General features: G+C 55.3%; 19 protein-coding genes. 1 reads left to right on the plus strand and 18 read right to left on the minus strand.

Features of this window, described 5'->3' with window-relative positions:
• Positions 1 to 5 precede the first annotated feature (5 nt).
• From radC to BLU70_RS05535, 8 genes are all read right to left on the minus strand, one after another.
• Complete coding sequence (radC, locus tag BLU70_RS05500) at positions 6 to 701, minus strand: RadC family protein (protein WP_074692560.1); 696 nt, start codon at positions 699 to 701, stop codon at positions 6 to 8.
• Between the two features lie 109 nt (positions 702 to 810).
• Positions 811 to 1,050, minus strand: coding sequence for a DUF4321 domain-containing protein (locus BLU70_RS05505; protein WP_157785461.1), 240 nt, complete (start codon positions 1,048 to 1,050; stop codon positions 811 to 813).
• Positions 1,051 to 1,167: 117 nt separating this feature from the next.
• The gene (locus BLU70_RS05510; protein WP_074692563.1) at positions 1,168 to 2,181 is read right to left on the minus strand and encodes a hypothetical protein; all 1,014 of its coding nucleotides are present in this window, start codon (positions 2,179 to 2,181) and stop codon (positions 1,168 to 1,170) included.
• A 264-nt stretch (positions 2,182 to 2,445) separates the two neighbouring features.
• Entirely contained in the window at positions 2,446 to 3,432 is a 987-nt protein-coding gene (locus tag BLU70_RS05515; RefSeq protein ID WP_074692565.1) for a 3D domain-containing protein, read from the minus strand.
• Positions 3,433 to 3,697: 265 nt separating this feature from the next.
• Entirely contained in the window at positions 3,698 to 5,089 is a 1,392-nt protein-coding gene (gene murC, locus BLU70_RS05520) for a UDP-N-acetylmuramate--L-alanine ligase (RefSeq protein WP_006446697.1), read from the minus strand.
• 14 nt (positions 5,090 to 5,103) lie between these two features.
• On the minus strand, positions 5,104 to 6,408 hold the full coding sequence (locus BLU70_RS05525; RefSeq protein ID WP_074692637.1) for a bifunctional folylpolyglutamate synthase/dihydrofolate synthase: 1,305 nt from the start codon (positions 6,406 to 6,408) through the stop codon (positions 5,104 to 5,106).
• Positions 6,409 to 6,441: 33 nt separating this feature from the next.
• Positions 6,442 to 9,096 (minus strand): valine--tRNA ligase, encoded by a 2,655-nt coding sequence (locus BLU70_RS05530; RefSeq protein ID WP_074692567.1) that lies wholly within the window; start codon positions 9,094 to 9,096, stop codon positions 6,442 to 6,444.
• Positions 9,097 to 9,384: 288 nt separating this feature from the next.
• Positions 9,385 to 9,918 (minus strand): hypothetical protein, encoded by a 534-nt coding sequence (locus BLU70_RS05535; RefSeq protein ID WP_006446700.1) that lies wholly within the window; start codon positions 9,916 to 9,918, stop codon positions 9,385 to 9,387.
• Positions 9,919 to 10,057: 139 nt separating this feature from the next.
• On the opposite strand from BLU70_RS05535, the gene BLU70_RS14570 reads away from it, so the two are divergent.
• Positions 10,058 to 10,219, plus strand: a complete 162-nt coding sequence (locus tag BLU70_RS14570) for a hypothetical protein (protein WP_176780846.1) — start codon at positions 10,058 to 10,060, stop codon at positions 10,217 to 10,219.
• A gap of 90 nt (positions 10,220 to 10,309) precedes the next feature.
• Here the strand turns inward: BLU70_RS14570 and BLU70_RS05540 are convergent, their stop codons facing one another.
• The 10 genes from BLU70_RS05540 to lonB form a co-directional block, all read right to left on the minus strand.
• Entirely contained in the window at positions 10,310 to 11,818 is a 1,509-nt protein-coding gene (locus BLU70_RS05540; RefSeq protein ID WP_074692568.1) for a hypothetical protein, read from the minus strand.
• 131 nt (positions 11,819 to 11,949) lie between these two features.
• The gene (gene hemL, locus BLU70_RS05545) at positions 11,950 to 13,251 is read right to left on the minus strand and encodes a glutamate-1-semialdehyde 2,1-aminomutase (RefSeq protein WP_006446703.1); all 1,302 of its coding nucleotides are present in this window, start codon (positions 13,249 to 13,251) and stop codon (positions 11,950 to 11,952) included.
• Positions 13,252 to 13,264: 13 nt separating this feature from the next.
• The gene (gene hemB, locus BLU70_RS05550; RefSeq protein ID WP_074692570.1) at positions 13,265 to 14,245 is read right to left on the minus strand and encodes a porphobilinogen synthase; all 981 of its coding nucleotides are present in this window, start codon (positions 14,243 to 14,245) and stop codon (positions 13,265 to 13,267) included.
• Between the two features lie 11 nt (positions 14,246 to 14,256).
• The gene (locus tag BLU70_RS05555) at positions 14,257 to 14,991 is read right to left on the minus strand and encodes a uroporphyrinogen-III synthase (RefSeq protein WP_052012278.1); all 735 of its coding nucleotides are present in this window, start codon (positions 14,989 to 14,991) and stop codon (positions 14,257 to 14,259) included.
• Entirely contained in the window at positions 14,981 to 15,928 is a 948-nt protein-coding gene (hemC, locus tag BLU70_RS05560; protein WP_074692571.1) for a hydroxymethylbilane synthase, read from the minus strand. The genes BLU70_RS05555 and hemC overlap by 11 nt, the downstream gene beginning before the upstream one ends.
• Before the next feature lie 22 nt (positions 15,929 to 15,950).
• Positions 15,951 to 16,763 (minus strand): cytochrome c biogenesis protein CcsA, encoded by an 813-nt coding sequence (gene ccsA / locus BLU70_RS05565; RefSeq protein WP_244885121.1) that lies wholly within the window; start codon positions 16,761 to 16,763, stop codon positions 15,951 to 15,953.
• Positions 16,764 to 16,769: 6 nt separating this feature from the next.
• Complete coding sequence (gene hemA, locus BLU70_RS05570) at positions 16,770 to 18,152, minus strand: glutamyl-tRNA reductase (RefSeq protein WP_244885122.1); 1,383 nt, start codon at positions 18,150 to 18,152, stop codon at positions 16,770 to 16,772.
• Positions 18,153 to 18,266: 114 nt separating this feature from the next.
• Positions 18,267 to 18,872, minus strand: coding sequence for a ribosome biogenesis GTP-binding protein YihA/YsxC (yihA, locus tag BLU70_RS05575; protein ID WP_040289257.1), 606 nt, complete (start codon positions 18,870 to 18,872; stop codon positions 18,267 to 18,269).
• The gene (gene lon, locus BLU70_RS05580) at positions 18,869 to 21,304 is read right to left on the minus strand and encodes an endopeptidase La (RefSeq protein WP_074692572.1); all 2,436 of its coding nucleotides are present in this window, start codon (positions 21,302 to 21,304) and stop codon (positions 18,869 to 18,871) included. Before lon ends, yihA begins: the two co-directional genes overlap by 4 nt.
• An 84-nt stretch (positions 21,305 to 21,388) precedes the next feature.
• Positions 21,389 to 23,077 (minus strand): ATP-dependent protease LonB, encoded by a 1,689-nt coding sequence (gene lonB / locus BLU70_RS05585; protein ID WP_006446711.1) that lies wholly within the window; start codon positions 23,075 to 23,077, stop codon positions 21,389 to 21,391.
• Between the last annotated feature and the right edge of the window lie 63 nt (positions 23,078 to 23,140).

The raw sequence follows: 23,140 nt of genomic DNA on the forward strand, positions 1-23,140 counted from the left end.
AATAGTCATCCGTGATCCAAATAGCCTGCTGCACGAAGGCTGACATACCTGCCATCTCCGATGACAATATGATCCAAAACGTCAATCCCCAGCAACCTTCCCGCTTCAACCAACCGCTTTGTCACCGCAATGTCCTCTGGGCTCGGCGACGGATCTCCACTCGGATGGTTGTGCACGCATAAAATTCCCGAGGCGCTACACCGCACCGCACGTCGGAATATTTCCCGAGGGTGCACAATCGAGGCGTCGAGACTGCCGATGGACGACGTATCTTCCGCCAAAACGTGGTGCCGCGTGTCCAATAGAAGCGTAACAAAATGTTCCTTTTTAAGATACCGCATCCTGTCCATAACATACTTGGCCGCATCGTCCGCCGTCCGAATTTGTCTCTTCTCCGTCGCTGGCTTACGCGCAATTCTGCGCCCTAGCTCAACAGCTGCCGCAATTTGCACAGCTTTCGCTCGGCCAATTCCAGGAATTTGTAACAATTCCGCCACTTCGATATCCGCAAGTGCATCCAGCCCGCCCAAATGGTCCACTACCGACTGTGCGATGGCATAGACGTTTTGCCTGCCGTTACCGGATTGCATAATGCAGGCCAGTAATTCGTCAATTCGCAAAGCAGATGCGCCCAAACGCAGCAAACGTTCCCGCGGACCATCTTCCAATTGATAAGCCCGCACCGCAGTTTCTCCGTCCATCGTAGGAACCACCCCTTCAAACTACTCACGCATAGAGTACGAAGGAAAGGTAGTCCATACAAATCCAATCCATTAAACATATGTACTGTCGCCGACGGAATCACGAAAATTATTTCGCCCTGCGGGCCAACAGCAAACCAATGACAAGTCCAACAAGGGTTCCCCAGTTGATCGCAAATTGCAGGTTCATCGAGAAACGTACAACTGAGAGATCAAACCCGGGGTGCCATGAAACCTTTGTCTGCGAATTGAGAATGGGAATATCTGAGGAAAGGAGATGGTCTGCCAACGTCCCAACCACTGTAGTCACCGCAACCAGGCCGAGCGTATTCCAACCTCGTTTTTGCACAACTTCACCCTCAGCCTGGCTGTCGCCGAGTCGTTCCAATTCCTCGTAACTTGGCGAACCGTGTCGGTATTATTGTGACCATGTTCCCATCTGTTCGTCAATGCTTGACCCCGGAATTTACATATTCAATCCGCCGAAACTCATAAAATCGTCGAATCCTTGGATCGCATCGTCCATGGCAGCGGCGCGATCGCGATGTACGAATGCGCCATTTGCAGCCACCAGTGCTTTATACAGTGCATGTAGTTGGGGCTCCACACCCATCTTCGCCAACCTGCTATCCCCCGGATATAAGGCGAGTGCCGTGTGTAACGCCATGGCTGCATCGGCTTCACGCCCGCCATCCGACAGCCATGCGGTCAAGCTGCGCAGTGCGCTGCCCGAGGCAGAGAGCCATTGCTCCGTGCGGTTGAGAGTGGGCTTGTCTACAGTTCCTAAGACAGGGACCATCTTAGCCGGCAACTGTACATCCTGAACCTGCACATGACTTGAACCCAGACCAGCGCTTCGGATAAAAGAATGAGCACCTGTCTTCGTCAAGGCGAGTGCATAGACTTGTTTGCCATTGATGGATACAGGCTTCTCACTTCCTGTCTGTTTGGCGCCGTTTCCCTCGACGAGAACAAACTGCAATCCTGGCAATTCCATCGCTACACGCGTTTGGGGCGATGTAGACTGCGCTTTAACCACCGCTGGCGTTGGCGGAACCGAGAATTCTGCATCGCCAGCTTGTCCTGCCGCCAGAAGGGGAACTTGGTGAAATAGGATCATGACGATGCACCCCAAAGCCATGCCAATGGACAATCCGCCCCGAAGTCCAGACCACAGCCGCTTTTCGCCTGCTGGAAACAGCATGTCCTTGCACACTTCTAGAAGCCAACGCCAATGCTTAGACCGCTCTCTTGCCTGCTGTTCGCGCTGAGCATTTGCGATACGCTCCCTCATAACGCGCAGCGTGATCGGCGCGGTGGATGACTTCTCAATGGTTAGCACGCGTGGAGGTTGATCTTCCGCAACCGTTTCAGACGCGCTCTGCGATGTATGCCAACTGCGCTCGCCGACGCGCACTAAAATCGAAGACGACGACGGCCTGGTTGATGTGTAGCTACGATGAAAGCGCGTATCGTTCAACGTCCACCGCCTCCTTGGGACTGGCGAATTTCTCTCAACCAGTCTATGAGCGGCAGATAGTTGATATGCGAACCACGCACTCAAAACAGGCGAAGCCGAATCGTCATTCGGATCTACAGACGAAATGACTGGCCATGCAGTTCAATTCAATTGTTGGAAGTCTATGAAGAATCCTGGTTTCAAAGTAGGATGAAGCTACTAAAACAAAAGAGGGCGCTATCGCGCCCTCTTTTCACCTAACCCTTTACCCTATCGCCTGCGTGGTCACTGTAGGACATAGATGGTGATGGTACGAGCACCCCACGCATCCGCCTGTGCATTACTGGCCATGCAAATATCGATATGGTCACCGATAATTGCACTGCCCGTATCTGCCGCGACCACAGTGCCAATGCCAGGAATATAGACGCGACTGCCAAGTGGAATGACACTTGGATCGACCGCAATCACTCCTGGTTGAGCTGGCACCCCCGTGGCCGTCAAGCCACCTGCTGCATACGCAGTGGCAAGCACGGTCAAACTTCTCCGAATGAGTCCCGGATCCGGATTGGCAGAACGCGTGGCCAACACAGGATGATGCACAAGCTGCATCGTACCCACCTCGACCACTGCGTCCACGGGATTGCGAACGACGCGCTTTACGACGTGCTGCGAAATCTTATGCCCGTCGCGATAGACGCTTGTTGTCTGTATTTCCAGCAACCCTTTCACACCGTGCGTCACGTATTCCTTGTGCCCGACTACCAAATCGGATGCATTGCGACGTATGGTCTGAAATGGTATTTCCTGCATCTGCGTCGTCGTCTTTTTGACAATACTGTGGATCTCAACCGTTTCCCCGCTCGTCACACGGTCCTTTGTCGTCAGGTTCATATGATCCGACGGCTTAAGTGTGATCCCCTCCGTTTGGAGTAGCTCACCAACCGTATGGGCGAACGTCCATCTGTGTTCAACCTTGCCTTCGTAATCAATCGTGACTGGCTTCGGACTGACGATCTCGACGGTCTCCCCGTTGACAACGGAACTGTCGAGCGCCGGGCGAACGCGATCGCGATCGCTTACGTGGACATCGTGTTTTTGTAAAAATTCGGCGATGGTGCCTGTGCCAAATCCACGCAATGTCCTGCGCTGCCCGTTGTCTTTCACCGTGATGGTTTTATAGGTGCTTGCGACCGCGGTTCCGGCACCGCCAAGAACAACAACAGCCGCTGCGACCGCTGCCAACACGGCCTTCGACTTAGGTAGACGCACTCCCTCACCTCTTTCCGTATCTTACGAGAGAAAGAAGGCGAATAGGGGATCAGGCTGGGCTCAGTATAGCCATACCACCAATCAATTGCAAACCACCTTTTGTCAACCTTCGTTTCCTCGCAGATGTTGGAGATATTTTATAAAGAATCGTATGACACTTACTGGCGAACGATGTCGGGCAAATGCAGGGATGCTTAAAAGATTCCGACAAAAAACGAAACAGCCGCTCCACTTTAAGTAGAGCGACTGTCTCGCGGGCCCTCGTTTATACCAAAGCGCGTTGTTGAGCAAATGGTGCATCTTCCGCTAAGCGCTTTGCTACCTTCCAAATATCCCCCGCCCCCATCGTCAGAACCAGATCCCCGGGCTGAATATGCTGCTGCAAATAACTGACGATATCGTCCTGAGAACCGATATAACTCGTGTTTGGATTACTTTGAAGCACAATTTCGCGAGCGAGAGCCGATGCAGTCACACCCTCGATTTGCCTTTCTCCTGCGGGCGAGTAAATCTCGGAAATAATAACTTCGTCGGCCTCCGCGAACGACTTGGCAAACGCGTCAAACAAAAAGTAGGTTCGTGTATACCGCTGCGGTTGAAACACTGCAATAATGCGACGGCCAGTCGCCTTAGCGGCGGCTATCGTCGCCCGAATTTCCGTAGGATGATGGGCATAATCATCGATGATAAGAACGTCGTTTTTCTCCGAAATCACTTGAAAACGGCGTTTTGCACCATGAAATTCGACGAGTGCCACAGCAATTTGTTCAAACGTCAAGGACGCTTCCAGTCCCACGACAATCGCAGCCAACGCATTGGCCACATTATGACGTCCTGGCAGCGACAGCAACAAACGTCCTACAAACTCGCCGTGGACGTAGACGTCGGAAGCTGACGAACGGTCGAAGAGCTGGACGTTGCGCGCTTGCACGTCGGCATCTTCCGCAAAGCCATACGTAATGACGCGCGACTTCGCAAACTTGCGCAATTCACGCAAATGTTCATCATCCGCTGACAACACGGCAAGACCGTCTTCGGGAATTTGACTGATAAACGTCTGGTAAGCCTGTTTCAGGTTTTCAAAATCACCACCGTAGTGCTCCAAGTGATCAGCTTCAACGTTCGTGACGACGGCGATGGCAGGCCGGTAGTGTAAAAACGACCCATCCGATTCATCAGCTTCAGCCACGACGAAACGCCCCCCGCCAGCCTTGGCGTTATCACCCATATTGGAGACCACGCCACCCACGACAAACGTGGGGTCCAAATGATTACGCTCCATGACATACGCGATCATGGATGTCGTGGTCGTCTTACCGTGTGCTCCGGTCACCGCCACGCCCACGCGATCCGCCATCAAACGAGCCAGCATCTCGCTGCGATGAATCACAGGTATATTGCGCGCCTTAGCTTCCTGTATCTCAACATTGTCCGCCTGAACAGCGGTACTGTGAACGACGATATCGGCACCTTCGACCTGCTCTCGGGCATGGCCGTAGTACACTTGCGCCCCTCGAGCAGCTAACTTATCTGTCAACTCTTGCCGCGACACGTCAGAGCCAGATACTTTATAGCCCAAATCGAGCATGACGCGGGCAATCGCACTCATTCCATAACCACCAATACCAACAAAATGCACGTGTTCCGAACCGCGCACGCGCCTCACCGTCCTCACATCCAATAGTCCAACCCGAGCGTGGTTATAGTCTTCCTCGCCGTTTCCGCCATATGCAAATTTCCCCAAATCACAACAGGCAAGGAATCGCTTTGAAGCGCCATTCGCACAGCCGCATCGATATCCGGCTCGACGGTCACCTTTAGTTCAGGGCGCAGCCTTCTCATCTCCTCGGCGATGATCTGTGGCTCTGCGCCACGCGGATGATTGGGTTTGCAGACAATGACTTCCGCCGCAAGCGGGAGTACGTGCGGCAGCATCTGTCGAAAATCTTTGTCTGCAAAGACGCCCACAACCATTTTCCAACCGCATAAAGCCATAGATCGATTGAACTTGACTAGACTTTTGGCAAGCTGCAAGGCTGCATCCGGGTTATGCGCGCCGTCGATGACAACTGGCCGCTCTCCATCGCGGAACACTTCGAAACGCAAGGGCCAACGAACTGACGCAAGCGAAGCGAGCGTCCTATGCCAATTCGCCTGTGAAGTGGGGCCTTCCCCCAACTCGTACATCGCCAAGGCGACCCCGGCATTCGCAGCCTGATGTTCCCCAAAAAGGCCCAGCTTGACACCGAATGCATCCCGGAACAGCCCCCGATAAGCTCCGATTTGCCCTGAACCGTGCGTACCCGTGGTCACGAACACCGCATCGCAGCCGATCCGAATGAGGGGCGCTCTTTGGCTTTTGGCCACCCTCTCTATGACACGGTACGCGTCTTCGACCGCAGCGGTCACCACCGGTATTCCCGACTTAATAATGCCCGCCTTGTCACTGGCAATATCGACGATGGTTGGGCCAAGGATCTCCACGTGATCATATGTGACATTTGTGATGGCCGTGACCACGGGATGGACAACATTTGTTGCATCGTAGCGACCGCCAAGCCCCGTTTCCCAGACGACCGCATCGACGCCTGCGTCGCGAAAGTAAAGTAAAGAAATGATGGTCAGTACCTCAAATTCCGTCAATGGATCCTTCATCTGTGTTTCTGTGACAGATCGGACCCGTGTCGCATATTCAGCAAAGGCCTCTGCGGAAATTGGCTCGCCGTCGATAGACATACGGCCGTTAAAGCCACCAAGGCCAGGCGACGTATAAAGGCCCGTCCGCCGTCCTGACGCCACCAAAAGATTGGCCAACATTTGGCATACTGAACCTTTGCCATTTGTGCCTGCCACATGATAAAAACGCAGGTTTCGCTCTGGATTGCCCAAATTCGACAACGCATGCCGAACCCGCTCCAGTCCCGGCTTGATGCCGAAACGGCGGAGCGAGCCAATCCATGCGTAGGCTTCTGCCATATTCAAAAGCACAAACCTCTTTTCAATGCGCCCTTATTCGGCTACCGAAGTGATGCGATCGCGAACGGCGACTAACTTTGCAGCATAATCCGCCAACTTTTCACGCTCTGCCGCCACGACATCAGCTGGAGCTTTCGCAATGAACCCTGCGTTGGCCAGCTTTTTCTCAAGTCGTTCTACTTCACTTACGAGACGCTTCTCCTCTTTGCGCAACCGCTCGCGTTCCGCATCCATGTCAATGAGACCAGCGAGTGGGATGTGGATTCGCGCCCCAGTGACCACTTGTGTCGCAGACTGCACAGGGGCTGTTCCTCCCACCGTGATGACAAGATCATCTGCATGGCAAAAGCGTTGGATCATGTCGCGAACTTGCTCAAATAGCGCCTTATCTCTGTCTGTGTCACACTCGATTCGCATCGAAACGGACTTGCTCGGTGCCAATTGCAACTCGGCGCGAACATTGCGCACCGCACGAATCGCATCCATCACCAAGCTCATTTTGCGCACTGCATCCGCATTTTCCCAATTTGTGCTTGGTTCCGGCCACTGCGCGGCGACCAATGCACCAGAAGTCTTCGGCAACGCCTGCCAAATCTCCTCTGTCACAAATGGGATATAAGGGTGCAAGAGCGTCAACAATTGCGTCAAAACGGTGTACAAAACGTTTTGTACACTGCGTTTGCGCTGCTCATCTTCACCGTAAAGGCCAATTTTCGCGAATTCAATATACCAGTCGCAAAAGTCGTCCCACGCGAAGTCGTACATGGCGCGGGCAGCCTCACCGAAATCGTACACATTCAGGTGCTCACTGACTTCCGCGATCGTAGCCTGCAAGCGATCTAGAATCCATTGATCCGCCAAATCCAACTCCAGAACACGCAACGCTTGCGGAGCAAAATCGTCGCCGAGGTTCATGAGTACGAATCGCGACGCATTCCAAATTTTATTGATAAAGTTACGCGACCCCTCGACCTTCTCCCAGACGAAACGTTGATCATTGCCGGGCGATGTATTGGTCGCGAGAGTGAAGCGCAAGGCATCCGCGCCATATTTTTCGATCACGTCCATCGGATCGACACCATTACCTTTACTTTTGGACATCTTCTGACCTTTGGCATCGCGCACCAAACCGTGCAACACGACGGTTTGAAACGGCATGGTACCCGTGAAGTGCACACCCATAAAGACCATGCGAGCGACCCAGAAGAACAGGATGTCATAGCCAGTAACGAGCGTGCTGGTCGGATAGAAACGCTCGAGGTCGGCCGTGTTGTCTGGCCACCCCATCGTCGAAAACGGCCATAATGCCGAAGAAAACCACGTATCGAGCACATCCTCGTCCTGACGCACACGCGTGGATTGACACGTCGAACAGCATGTCACATCGTCACGCGACACCGTAATAGCCCCGCACTCATCGCAGTACCATGCTGGAATGCGATGCCCCCACCAAAGTTGGCGCGAGATACACCAGTCTCGGACATTCTCCAACCACTGCTCAAAAATGCGCCCAAATCGTCCCGGCACGAACGTCAACTCTCCGGCACGAGCCCTCTCCAACGCAGGTTGTGCAAGAGCTTCCATCTTGACAAACCATTGGTCGGACAGAAACGGCTCGACAACCGTTCCGCAACGTTCACAATGACCAACGGCGTGATCATGCTCTTCACGTTCGACGAGAAACCCTTGTTCCGCTAAGGCATTCGCAACGGCCAATCGCGCCTCTTCACGCGACAATCCTGCAAATGCGCCGGCCAAATCCGTGAGCTTGCCATCGCTGTTGATACATTGCAACATAGGTAATCCATGTCGCGCTCCGACTTCGAAGTCGTTCGGATCGTGTGCTGGCGTGATTTTCAAACACCCCGTACCGAATTCGGGATCGACATATTCGTCTGCAATGACAGGAATGGTTCGTTCCGAGAGTGGCAACCGCAACTCTTTGCCGATGTACGCCTGATAACGCTCGTCCGCAGGGTGAACGGCGACTGCGACATCGGCGAACATGGTCTCCGGGCGCGTCGTGGCAATCGTCAGTGCGCCGCTGCCATCTACGAGTGGATAGCGCACATGGAACAATATACCCTTTTCCTCTTCATGTTCGACCTCAATGTCGGACAAAGCTGTCGAACAGCGCGGGCACCAGTTAATGATGCGGTTTCCACGGTAAATGAGCCCTTCCTCGTACAGCGTGACAAATACCTCGCGCACCGCTTTGGACAGTCCAGGATCCATCGTGAACCGTTCGCGGGACCAGTCGCACGAGGCACCCAAGGCTCGAATCTGCTGCGTAATGGTCCCGCCGTATTCTTGTTTCCACGTCCAGACGCGCTCGACAAAATTCTCGCGACCGAGATCATGGCGCGTCTTTCCTTCCTCCTGCTTGAGCGACTGTTCAACGCGCGCCTGCGTGGCAATGCCTGCGTGATCAGTCCCCGGTACCCAAAGCGTAGAATAGCCGGCGAGGCGCCTATAGCGGATTGCAATATCCTGCAAGGTCGAATCGAGCGCGTGCCCTAGATGCAAAACACCCGTCACATTCGGCGGCGGCATGACGATGGAATACGCACCCTTGCCAATATCCGCTCGGGGCTGAAAATAGCCGCCGTTCTCCCACATCGCATAGATGCGTTTTTCGACCGACCGCGGATCGTAAACGGTCGATAGCGACTTCGAAGGTGTACTCATCTGCAGACTCCTCCTCCAATGAAAAAGCCCTACCGTCCTTCAGGACGGAGGGCTCCGCGATACCACCTGAATTCCCTGCAGGCAAAAATCAAGCCAGAGGGCTCTCAACCATCGCTAACGGGATGAACCGAAATCGGCTCCAGGACGACCTTCAGACGGCCGGAAGGGGCGCGGTCTCAGCTCATGCCCGCCCTCTCTGAACAACCGGTGACGCCTTACTCCTTCCCTTCACTGCCGCTCTCATATCAAAAGTTTCGTCTGTATCGTACGAAAATCCGGTCAAAGTTGTCAAGATTTTGGCCGTTTGCCACGACCGCGCCGCTTTTTCACGCGGTGCACACGCACGCGCGGGGGCTCGTCCTGTTCGCGTTCCTGCGCCCGCTTCAGAGCCCGTTCTGCTTCGGCTTTTGCGCGACGGCGATCCGACATTTCCGTGCTCCAAGCATACACAAATGCGAACAAGACGCCAATCGCAAGGATGATCACGTTTTGAACGATCAAACTCGTCGTCTCATGATGTTTGACGATGTACAGCGTGTCAGAGCGTCCCAACGTCAATTGAAAAACGACATCGATGAGATAGCTGACGATGGCAACCGCGACAGCATTTAAGCGGCGCTTCACCTTGGCGCGCTGCACGACGACGAGCACCGCCACAAACATGCCCAATTCGCCACTCGCAACGAACGAGTAGCGGCCCTTTGAAACGTAGAATGCAATGCATTCCAAGATGGCGATAGCGGCTACTAACAAGGCATCAAATCGCCAGTACCAGCCGCGCCAAATGCCTTTTTGCATATCAACTGCATGCGTCGTATCCAAGAAAGAACCTCCAAACTGCTGACGGCGAATCTTCGATTCTTTTATCTTATCAAATCAGACAACCGCTTGACAGGACAAATACATCCTTCACCTGTGCGCATATACATGTAGGGGCTGTCGAGTTAGGAGGGTTGGCAATATGGGCTTTTTTAACAGTCTGCTTCGGTTCGTCAAACTGATCTTGGCGCTCGCCATCTTCCTCCTGTTTCTGCGCGCCATCCTTTGGCCGAGTGCACTCGATCTTCTGATCCTTATGATGCTGTTCATCGTCTTCGTGGCGATGTTCATCGGCGGGCCGTAGCTTTACATGCGCGATACACAAACGGGAACCGCGTCGGTATCGGCACGATTCCCGCAAGTGTGTTGCGATGATGTCGGTCAATCAACCGTCTTAAAACGAGACGATTTTCGGCAGCGTAAAGGGCTGACTTGGCACCGCGAGCGCCATCCCCGGCACCACAGGACCGTCCAACCACGGGTTCGCCCGCTGTAACTCGCTTGGCAAGCAGCCACACCGATCCGCCACCGCTTCCAACGTTTCATCTTCCATGACGATGACATATCGCAAAGTGTAACGGGTCTCAGGCCCGTTAAAATCGACGAACGACCAAAGGCTGTGATCGCCAATGGAAACGAGCGTCTTTTCACTGCGTTCCAAGGTGGCACCGCCTGCGGTCTCGGCAACATCGCCCGCTGTGTCAACGTCGATATCGGATGGGACCGCAGCAGAAATCGTGACCATGGGTGCCACGGTAGCTTCCTCCGCCAATTCCGAGCGTGCCACTTCCACGGGCAATGAAAGGGAAGGCGCTGCGTCCTGAACGGCGGCCTGCTCGAGGTCAACCTGGTGTTCAAACTCAAACGAGGCAACGGGTTCTGCGCGGCTGTCGCCAGTCTGCACAGGCGCGGTGGGTTCTACAACCGACGGCTCGCTCACGGCTTGCACTGGTTGAACAAAGAACCGATCCAACTCGCTCAATTGCTTACGAGCTGTCTCTTCCCCACGGCTGGCAAACTCAGTTTCACTGGACGCATCTGCCCAGCCGTGGCCAGCGCGAGCAGCAGAGACGTCTTCGACGGCTTGCTCACGAATAAACCGTTCCTCGTTCGTTTCGTCGTCTGCCGGAGCTTGTCGAAAGTCACCTGCTTCCACTAACGCTTGAGGCTCCACATCGCCGGGGGGCACGTTTTCCTCGTCGGCCGAACGCGACTCGCCCCATACGGCCGGATCGACATTGACAGCATGCGCAGGCTCTGCAAACGTCACTTCCGCTATTTCAGCATCTGTAGATGCCGCCGCAAACGAGTCAGGCGAATCGCCCGCGCCTTCCATCTCGACATCTTTAGCGACCTTTTCCACCGCGTCGGCCACAATAGACTTCGTATCGTCAAGTGCTGCATCACGAACTGCCTCTACTGCCTCGCTGGCCACTTCCAGTTCTTCTCCTTCGCGATCTCGCGGCCCTAGTTCGCCGATTTCCTGTCCCCCGCAGCGAAAATGATAGCCTTGTTCGCCGGACAGCCCGTGGATTTCCAAGTGCCCTCTCGCACGCAGCCAATGATCCCCAGCCACGGTCAGCGCAAATCCGCTCAAGCGGCTTTTTACGTTGACAAGGCCGGGGGTCTGTGCAGAGATTGGCACTCGCAAGACAAACGGAAGGCGCTGGTGAACATGTACGATCCCAGCGGCGTCTCCGGCACCCGAAGCGGCCTCTTTTCGCACGTAGCCAGCAAAGACAACGGCACCTTCGAGTTGGTACATATCATGATCCCGATCAAACGCCACCACTTCTGTGGCGACCGTGGCATCTTCGACCGTATCCCCGGCTGTGACCGCCTCCACATACACTTCTTGGTCGACCGGGAGGCGAATGAGCGGTTCACGCCCTCCTTCAGACATTTAAGCCCCTCCTCAAACGGCAAGATTCCACCACCAATGTATGTACTCGTCTAGCGACATATGTCGAACTCAGAGAGACATCCCTTGGTTTGCCCTGCCGCTTGCGAGGGGCTTTCCATACATTTTCCCGTTTAGCCCTGCGAGAGCGATGCCATCACGCGCTCCATCGCCGCAATGGTCTGTTCGATCTCGCTTTCACCATGGACGCATGACATAAATCCCGATTCCAACTGCGCAGGTGCAAATGCCACACCCTCCGCAAGCATCCCGTGAAAAAAACGCGCGTATAGCGACTGATTGGACGCGCTAGCGGTGGCAAAATCGACCACTGGGCCTTCATGGAAGAATAATCCAAACATACCACCAATGGCGTCACCTGTGGTAGGAATGCCGTACTTCTTACCGAGATCGCAGAACGTATCGACAAGGCGTTTTCCATACGCCTCCATCTGCTCGTAAATGCCCCGCTTTGCAGCCTCCTCGAGCATGCGTAACGAGGTAAGGCCAGCCGCCATCGCAAGCGGATTGCCGGAGAGCGTACCACCTTGATAAACTGGGCCTTCCGGAGCAATCATCTGCATCAAGTCACGACGGCCACCATAGGCGCCAACCGGCAACCCCGCGCCAATCACTTTGCCAAACGTCGTCAGGTCAGCCTTCACGCCAAACCGCTCCTGCGCCCCGCCGAGACCGAGACGAAATCCCGTGATCACCTCGTCGAAAATGAGCAAAGCGCCATGCTCGTTCGCGATGTTCCGAACAGCTTCTAGATAACCTGGGCGCGGACGCACACAACCCATGTTACCCGCCACCGGTTCGACGATCACGGCGGCGATTTCAGATCCTCGTTCCGCAAACAAGGCACGCAAGGCAACTTCGTCGTTATATGGAACCGTCAGCGTCCGTTCGGCCGTCGTCTGGGGTACGCCAGGCGAATCCGGCAATCCCAGAGCCGCGACACCGGAACCAGCCTTGACGAGGAACGAATCCGCGTGTCCGTGATAACAACCGACAAACTTGACGATATATTGTCGACCCGTAGCAGCGCGGGCGAGCCGGATGGCACTCATCGTCGCTTCTGTGCCACTGTTGACCATGCGCACTTTCTCGACAGATGGTACGAAACGGCAAATCGTTTCCGCCATCTCCGTCTCCAACTCGGTTGGCACGCCGAAACTCGTTCCCTTCGTCGCCGTCTCGGTAACCGCCTGCACGATGTCAGGATGAGCATGCCCCCAGATGAGTGGCCCCCAGGACATCAAGTAATCGATATAGCGGTTGCCATCGATATCGTACAAATATGGTCCTTCGCCGCGCGCGGCAAAGTACGGCGTTCCGCCGACGGCGCGAAAAGCTCGCACCGGTGAATTCACACCGCCCACGAGTACCTGCTGCGCCTTTGCATACGCTGCTTTTGACGCTTGGCCTGTCATCGTCCAGCCTCCCTCAACCCCGCTCCTCACGCAGCCATTGCAACACATCCGGCGCGTGATACGTCAAAATGATATCGGCTCCAGCCCGCTTAAAAGACGTCATCATCTCCAAGACGATTGCGCGCTCGTCGATCCAGCCGTTTGCTGCGGCGGCCTTGACCATGCTGTACTCTGCACTTACGTTGTACGTGGCAATAGGCAGCGCGAAAGTTTCACGTAGGCGAGCTGTGACATCGAGGTACGACAGGGCTGGTTTAACCATCAACATGTCTGCGCCTTCCGCAATATCAGCCTGCGCCTCGCGCAATGCCTCACGCGCATTGGCAGGGTCCATTTGATACGTCTTGCGATCGCCAAAGGCGGGCGCCGAATCGGCGGCCTCACGGAAGGGACCATAGAAGGCAGAAGCGTATTTCACTGCATAGGACAGGATTGGCACGTCCTCGTAACCCGCGTCATCCAGCGTCTCGCGGATACGTGCAACGCGTCCGTCCATCATGTCAGACGGAGCGACGACATCCGCGCCGGCCGCCGCGTGCGACAGAGCCGTTTTCGCAATCAGGTCGAGCGACGGATCGTTGACGATTTTCCCGTCGTGAACGACCCCGCAATGGCCGAGCGGATTGTATTCACAAAGACACACGTCCGTCATGACAATCAAATCTGGGTTTTCTGCCTTCGCGGCGCGGATCGCCTCCTGAACGACACCACGTTCCGCGTACGCGGAAGACGACAACTCGTCTTTGGCCAGGGGAATGCCGAACAGAATGACCGACTTTAACCCCAGCTCTGACAGACGAACAATCTCCCGACGAAACGCATCTAAGCCAAACCGATCGATGCCAGGCATGGACGTGATGGGGGATCGGTCCGCAAGTCCCTCTTCGACGAACATCGGATAGACGAGATCGTCGGCGTGTACGCGATGCTCTCGCACCAAATCGCGAAGCCAAGCCGTGCGTCGCAATCTGCGATGCCGCTGAAACGTTGCCATACATATCACTCCTAGTCCTGTATAGACAGTGCACTTTCGATCGCGACCAACATATCAGCACGCGTTGGGCGCTTTGGGATCACAGTCACGGCAATGTCCTGTTGGACGAGCCTGTCCAAGGTTGTATGACCAAAGGGAACAACTCGTATGCCGGGCTGCTTCGCCCACAGGCGTAGCGGTTCGAACGAGCACAACACGTCGACCGCCGAAGGTGAAAATACAGTTAGCACAGCTTGGCCATGTTGAAGAAACACTTCGGGCTCGACGACTGCTGGAACCGTGTCGTAGACGACCCACTCCATGACCAGATGACCGTATTGGCGCAGTAGTTCTGGCAGCTCTCGCCTAGCCTGCCGGCCGCAGACAAAGACGAAGCGACGGGGGGAGTGCTGGTATTGCGCAGCGACACGAACAGCGAGTGAACGTCCGTCGCGCACATCGGGAAACGTCTTGACGAAAAGGTCCAGGCTGCGAAAAGCCTCGGCCGTCGCCTCGCCGACGCAGTAACAGACGGGCGGGCGGATCGCACGCAAATCAAGTCCTGCCTGAGCAATGACTCGGGCCGCGGCTGCCGATGTGCACAGCCACGCATCGACCCGATCAAACACCACATCTGTCGAGGGTAGTAAAGAAACCGTCTCAATGAGTGGCACGTGCAAGCATCTGTGCCCCCGTATAGCCAACTCCCGTACCAGTGCTTTGCCATTCGCCCCCGACTGCGTCACAAAGACGACTTTATCGTGCATCCGTTTGGCCTTCTTCAAGCGCCATTTGGATCCACCGATCCGCACCTCGCGCCAAAAGCTCCTCGGCCACCTTTACGCCCACTGCTTGTGGATCATGGCCGTCCGCCTCCAGCCTCAACAATTCGCTTCCTGCTGGATGCGCGACTACGCCCGTTAAACGGATAACCTGGTCAAGGCCTTCGCCACTCACGGTGGCATAGCCAGCTATGGGCACTTGGCAGCTTCCTTGTAAGCGCCGCAAAAAAGCTCGTTCTGCCGCGACCGCCGTGACGGTTAGCGGATGCGACCAGCGGTTGAGCATATTGACCAGCGTTTCGTCATCCTCGCGACACTCGACTGCCAGAACACCTTGTCCAACGGCCGGAACACAGACGTCGACAGGCAGGTACTCGTGTATCCGTTGCTGCCAACCCATCCGATGCAGTCCAGCCGCCGCCAGAACCACCGCATCAAAATCACCTTGTTCGGCGCGTCGCAAGCGCGTGTCGATGTTCCCACGCAAAGGCTCGATCCGCAAATCCGGCCGCGCGCGCCTCAATTGTGCCATGCGACGCAGACTCGAGGTCCCCACACGCGCCCCGTTCGGGAGTTCGGCAAGCGAGCACCCCGCCCTTGACACCACCACGTCGCGCGCATCTTCGCGCATCGGTATCCCGGCGATGACAAGCCCTGCGGCCAGCTCGTACGGAACGTCCTTCATGCTATGTACAGCGAGATCGGCCTGCCCCAAGCGAAGCGCTTCCTCAATTTCCGAAACGAATAACCCTTTGCCACCGATTTTCGAAAGGGTGAGATCAAGAATGCGATCTCCCTTGGTGCGAATGGGCACCAACTCAAATGTCCAGTCTTCGCGCAACGCGCGGAGTTCGTTCACCACCCACTGCGTTTGCGTCATCGCCAATTGGCTTGTCCTTGTTGCTACACGCACTGTCCGCATTGGCTATCGCCTCCCCGCCTTCTCACGCGACGCCAGCAGGCGTCCGGCCGCTAACCAGAAACAAATTGAATAGGAGCGCCACAAAACAGACCACCTGATAAAACATGAGCCGCCGATCCGCCGCTCGCCGCACGATGCGCAACCCCAAGTAGATGACATACATCGCCCAGCAGACGGCTGTCGCGATGAACTTCGGCCACAACAAGAGCCACCTGTGCAACACCAAGTCACCCCAGAAGCTTCCCGTCGCCATCGCTAAGAGCATCAACGCACAGCCCACAGCACTCGCAAACAGGGCCCATGTGTCAAGTGTGGCAAGCGAAGGAAGTTGCAAAAACCAGCGATCGAATCGATGCTGACGCAAGCGCCGTTCCTGAACCAAATGCATTAAGGCGAACGCGAATGCAAAGGCGAAGGCCGCCTCACCCAAAGTCGCAAGCGCGATGTGTACAATCAATAAATTGACAGCTGGCAACCAGTGCTCCCGTGCATCCGCCTGCAGCCCCCCTGCAAATAGGGCCAGTCCAAAACTGACCACATTCGCGAAAAAGACCACCACACCAATGCGGAAACGGGCATCCACCACCAGCGTCACCGTGAGCATGAGCCACGATACGAGCAAGGCCAAATCCGACTTCGAATAGTCGATTGCGCTTGGCAACCGCGACAGGCGCAAAAACAGCAGAGTTGTCATGGCCACAAACGCGGTAAAAAGCATTGCCACGGCTGTCCGATTGCGTACTCGGCTTGGATGTACGACATCCGAGAACAGCAACGAAAGGCTCAATGCATAGGCGACGATCGCGACATCAAAGCAAACGCTGGGCCACCCCACGAGGCATCACCGCAACACGGGGTGAAGATTGGGTTGTCCTTGGTGCGAAACCTCGCCCAGCACGCGAGACAGCACATCCATCAAACGCACCGCACGAGACTCCGCCGCCGCGTCGTCTGTCTTTACCGAATCGATCCCGAACAACTGTGCAAACAGCGAAGCATAAGCGAGATCGCCAGAGGCAATGGACAACTCTTTGACGTTTTGAATCGGTTCGCGCAACAATTGATTGACGATACTCATCGTGTGCTTATGAATGATTTTTTGATCGCGCTCGCTCAAATGCGGGAGTTTGCGCACCAAACTCTCCATGACGTCGCGTTGGATGGCTTCACCTTTTTGCCGCAGCGCGACAATCAGAGGTACGACCTCTTGCTCCGTCAACCAATCCGAGAATGCGCGCACACCCGCCGCAACCATGTCCTCAACAAGCGCGGCCTGGCGCGCGCGTTCCTGTACATTTGCGTCGATCACTCCGTTTAAGTCGTCCACGTCGTACAGGTAGACGTTCGGCAACGCGGCACAGGCCGGATCGATATCGCGGGGTACTGCAATGTCCAGCAATACAAGTGGACGACCGCGCCGCCCAACGAGTGCCTGGCGAACGTAAGCGGCCCTTACCGTGTGGCCGGGACGCCCGGTTGCCGACACGACGATATCCGCATCCTTGAGTACAGCTTCAACGCCATCGAGCGACAACGCCTGTGCGCCAATCTCCGACGCGATCGCGCTGGCCTTGGCGAGCGTACGATTAGCCAGCAACACGCGCTTAACGCCCTGCGCGGACAAATGCTTCGCCGCCAGGGCGCCCATTTGGCCCGCGCCGATGACAAGTGCAACCTTGCCTTCTAAACCGCCCACAATTTTGGACGCCAGTTGGACGGCTGCATAGCTCACCGAGACCGGATGTTGGCCAACAGTTGTCTCGGTTTGTGCCCGTTTGCCAACGTGCAAGACTTCGCGGAACATGCGGTTGAACATCGCGCCTGTGTTGCCCGCCTCAAATGCAGTCTGGAACGCCTCGCGCATCTGGCCGAGGATCTGCGTCTCGCCAACGACAATCGAGTCCAGTCCACAAGCGACACGCATGGCATGCGCCACCGCTGCTTCCCCTTGCTTAAGGTACATATGCTCTGACAAATCCTGCTTAGATACCCCCGACGTGTTGGCCAGCAACGTCAGAATGAAATCGTGAGCCGCATGCGTGCTATTGACGAGTGCATAAACCTCAGTACGATTGCACGTCGAAAGCACGACACTCTCCAGCACTGTCCGCGATCCGCCGAGCTGCGTCAATACGTGACTGTGGGCATCGCCACTTAAACTCACGCGCTCACGCAGATCGACGGGCGCAGAATGATGACTCATACCAACCACGATGATATGCACACTAACACCTCCCACCGTTCGACATTATAGCACGTCCCCGCGCACATGACGGCGGCGCGAAGCACCGCCATGTGACACGTGTATGAACTTCGCTACGAGCGCCCCATCACGGGCCTAGCAGTCTGTTCCGCCGCTTTGTGCACGATCTAAATCCGACTCCAACAGCGTCCACAATTCGTCGAGACCCAAGCGCTTTTCCGCAGAGATGGGATAGATTTCGACCCTTGTTTGCAAGGCATCGCGAATGTCTCGAACCTGTTTAGGAATTTGCGATTTCCCAACCTTGTCAAGCTTCGTGGCAACGACGGTGACTGGCACATCAAGCTCCAACAATCCCGCGTGTATCGCCACATCGTCCTTGCTTGGCAAATGGCGAATATCAACTAATTGAAGAATGCGGACGAGCGGTTCGCGCTCCAGGAGGTAGCGGTCAATCATCTTGGCAAACTGTTCGCGTTCGCGCTTGCTCACTGCAGCGTAACCATACCCTGGCAAGTCGACAAATCGAAAAGCGTCATTGATCCGAAAAAAGTTAATCTGCCTCGTTTTCCCTGGCTGTGCCGATACCCTTGCGAGCGCCTTACGGTTAAGCAAACGGTTGAGCAACGTCGATTTGCCGACGTTGCTCCGTCCTAAAAACGCAAACTCGGGCAGGCCGTCATCCGGCCACTGTTGCGGCCGGACAGCACTAATCTCAAATTCTGCACCACGGACAATCACTGGTGTGCTTCTCCTCCACCGTAGCTGCCGCTCTCGCTCAGATCGGCGAACCAAGCGCTGTGATCCAAACCCTTTGCTGGAGCGTCAAGCGGATTGTCGACGAGCGCGATCGCGAGAACCTCATCCATGTGGGAAACCGGTCGAAACTCAACCTGTTCTCGCACCACCGACGGCACATCCTCAAGATCTTTCACGTTGCCCTTTGGGATGACAATCGTGCGGATTCCTGCCCGGTGCGCGGCGAGACTCTTCTCTTTCAAACCGCCGATGGGAAGCACGCGACCACGCAACGTAATTTCTCCTGTCATCGCCACATCGCGTCGCACCTTGCAGTTCGTCAGCGCCGACGCGATCGCGGTCGCCATCGTGATGCCCGCAGAAGGCCCATCTTTCGGGATGGCACCCTCCGGAACGTGGATATGCAAATCCACCTTTTCATGGAAGTCGACCGGAATGTGTAACGCCTTCGCTCGAGACCTCACGTACGATAGAGCCGTCTGTGCACTTTCCTTCATCACATCGCCCAAATGGCCCGTCAACACAACTTTGCCCGAACCGGGTATCACAGACACTTCCACCGTCAGCATGTCACCGCCAAGCTCGGTCCACGCCAAGCCTGCAACGACGCCCACTTGATCCACTTCCTCGATCTCGCCAAACTCGTATCGATGCGGTCCTAAAAAGGACCGTAAGATAGTCGAGGTCACAACGACACGCTTGCTTTCCCCTGCCGCAATCATGCGCGCAACCTTACGACAAACCGTGGCAATCGTGCGATCGAGCTGGCGCACGCCAGCTTCGCGCGTATAATGCCGGATGAGCTCCATCAGCACGTCCTCGCCAATTCGCATCTTATCCCCTTTGAGTGCGTGGCGCTCGCGTTGACGGGGAAGCAGATGATCCCTTGCGATGTGCAACTTCTCCAACTCCGTGTAGCCGGACAGTTGAATGACTTCCATTCGATCTCGCAACGGACCTGGTATCTGGAACACGTTGTTTGCGGTCGTGATAAACAAGACGTCGGACAAGTCATAGGGCATTTCAATGTAATGATCCGAGAAGGTCGCATTCTGCTCTGGATCGAGCACTTCCAGCATAGCCGCCGCGGGATCACCGCGGAAATCGCTCGCCATTTTATCGATCTCGTCCAGCAAAAATACGGGATTCACCACTTCGGCCTGCCGCATGCCTTGAAGGATGCGCCCTGGCATGGCGCCGATATAGGTTCGCCGATGGCCACGGATTTCTGCGTCGTCGCGCACGCCGCCAAGAGAAACACGGACGAATGGGCGTTTGAGCGACTTCGCAATCGAACGAGCCAAAGACGTCTTACCAACGCCTGGCGGACCGGCCAAACAGATGATGGGCCCCGACTGCTTTTCCGTCAGTGCCTGCACAGCAATAAACTCAAGAATACGCTCCTTGACCTTCTCAAGACCAAAGTGTTCCTCGTTGAGAATCCGCTCCGCCCGCGCGATATCCGCTTGCGTTCTGGCCTTTTCCGTCCAGGGCAACGCCAATACCCAGTCTATGTATGTCCTTGCCACCGTACCTTCGGCCGACGCGGTTGGTATTCGTTCAAGCCGCGCGATTTCCTTATCCACTTTCTCGTACACAGCCGGCGGAAGCTTTTTCTTGGCAAGCTTCTCACGCAATTCTTCAATCTCGGCCGTGCGGCCCTCTTTGTCCCCCAACTCGCGTTGGATGGCCTTCATCTGTTCGCGCAGATAGTACTCCTTCTGCGTCTTTTCCATTTGCTTTCGCACGCGTTGATGGATCTTTCGCTCAAGCTCAAGAACTTCGCGCTCATCTGACAAGATTTGCAACAACCGTTCCAATCGCTCTTGGATGGAAAACGCCTCTAGGATGTCCTGCTTTTCACGAACCTTGAGCGGCAGGTGTGACGCCACAGCATCGGCGAAGCGGCCGGGATGATTGATATCCACCACCGCCGCATACGTCTCTTGATCAAGCTTGCGCGACAACTTGACGTACTGCTCAAATTGCTGAGACACCGAGCGCATCATCGCTTGTAGCTCGGGGGTCACTTTGACCTCGTCCTGCTCTTCTTGAGTATGGACACGAACCGAGAAGAATTCATCTTCTGTGACAAACGCAAGGATCTCCGCGCGACACAACCCTTCGACGAGAACGCGGATTGTGCCATTCGGCAACTTCAACATCTGTTTTACACGAGCCAGCGTGCCAACTCGATACAAGTCACTCGTCGTCGGCTCGTCAATTTGACCATCTTCTTGGGAAGCGAGGACAATCAAGTTGTCTTCCACCATCGCCTCTTCGAGTGCTCGCACCGAGCGCGGACGCCCGACGTCAAAGTGCAGCACCATCGAAGGATAAACGAGCAACCCGCGGAGTGGCAACAACGGGTACACATCTCTGGACTGCCCGATGTCGGTATGATCTGTTGCCATGCCCCCACCTCCGATTTTCACGCTCTCCCCGCTGGAATGGCCTTATTGTACAGAAACGGATCGGCCAAGTCTAATTGGCAAGGGTCACTGCGCTGAAGACAGTGGTTTGTTGATAGAATTTGCCACAATATCGCCCAAAAACCGCTCTGTGTCTTCTTCTAAAGCGCCAACCAAAGAGAGCTTTAGCACGTCTTCCAGTCGCTCCACAGGAACCACCTGAATATCTTCGATCTGCCGGAATGTCTCCTGCCAATTGGCCTTTGGAACCAGCACGATCTTCGCGCCTGCTTCCACGGCAGCCAAGACTTTTGCAGGCACGCCGCCAACAGGGCGGACAGACCCCAGAATCGAGAGTTCCCCGGTCATCGCAATCGTATTCAACACCGGCTGCTTGCGCACGGCGGAATAAATCGCAACCGCCATCGCCACTCCTGCGCTTGGCCCGTCGACCGGCATACCTCCGGGAAAGTTGACATGAATATGATAGTCCTCAACGCGTATACCATACAGCCGATGCAACGTCGTCAACACGTTTTCTAAGGAGGACTTTGCCATACTCTTTCGCTTCATGCTTCGCTCGCGACCGCCAATCGTCTCTTCTTCGACGAGACCCGTGATGGTCAAACGACCATCGCCATTCGCAGCCGGAGCCGCAGTAACTTCAATTTCCAGCAAAATACCGGACTGCGGACCGTAGACGGCTAAGCCATTGACGACGCCGATCTGCGGTTTGTCGGCAATTTTCTTCTCAGGCCGTGGGCTCAGATGGCTAAACTGGACGACCCACTCGATGTCCTCAATAGAAATTTCGGCGCGACCTTCCATCATCGCCACGCTTCCGGCTACTTGGACAAGATTTACAGCATCTCGTCCATTCGTCGCATACTCTGTGATAGCCTCGGCCACACCCTCACCGAGCGGCATGCCAAGTTTGCGTGCTGCACCGGTGGCGACTTGGTCAATCTCGTCGCGGGACAAACTGCGGAAAAACACCTCAACACAGCGCGATCGCAACGCAGGTGGCAACTCCTCCGGCGAGCGTGTGGTCGCCCCAATCAACCGAAAATCCGCTGGCAAACCGTTTTGAAAAATATCGTGGACATGAACCGGAATGTTATTATCCTCACTGCTATAGTACGCACTTTCCAAAAAGACCTTGCGATCTTCCAGAACCTTCAATAGTTTGTTCATCTGAATCGGATGCAGTTCTCCTATTTCGTCAATGAACAATACGCCCCCATGCGCCTTGGTCACCGCTCCTTGCTTGGGTTGCGGAATACCCGCGATCCCCATTGCGCCAGCACCCTGATAAATCGGATCATGGACCGATCCAATAAGCGGATCGGCAATACCGCGTTCATCAAATCGGGCAGTTGTCGCGTCCAACTCGATGAACTTAGCATCAGACTGAAACGGTGAAGTTGGCATCCGCTTGGCCTCTTCCAGGATCACGCGTGCCGCAGCCGTTTTACCAACTCCAGGAGGACCGTAGATAATCACATGTTGTGGGTTCGGACCACAAAGTGCTGCCCGCAGGGCGCGGATACCATCCTTTTGACCAATGATATCGTCAATCGCGGCGGGTCTAGTCCGTTCAGCGAGTGGTTCAGAAAGCGAGATCGAACGCAATCGGCGGAGTTTTTCCAATTCCTTGCGAGATTCACGTTCAATGGCGTGCTTGTTGTGATTCTGCGTTTTCAACAGGTTCCAAAAGTAAATGCCGATCACGAGCGCAAAAAACACTTGAATGGCGGCAAGTATACTCGCTGTCATCACAATACCCTCCCATGCCTTGCTGCTCTTTGCAGTATTGCCCGGGAGAATTTGTAGTAAACG

Origin of the sequence: Alicyclobacillus hesperidum, from assembly GCF_900107035.1 — a bacterium.
GTDB lineage: Bacteria > Bacillota > Bacilli > Alicyclobacillales > Alicyclobacillaceae > Alicyclobacillus > Alicyclobacillus hesperidum.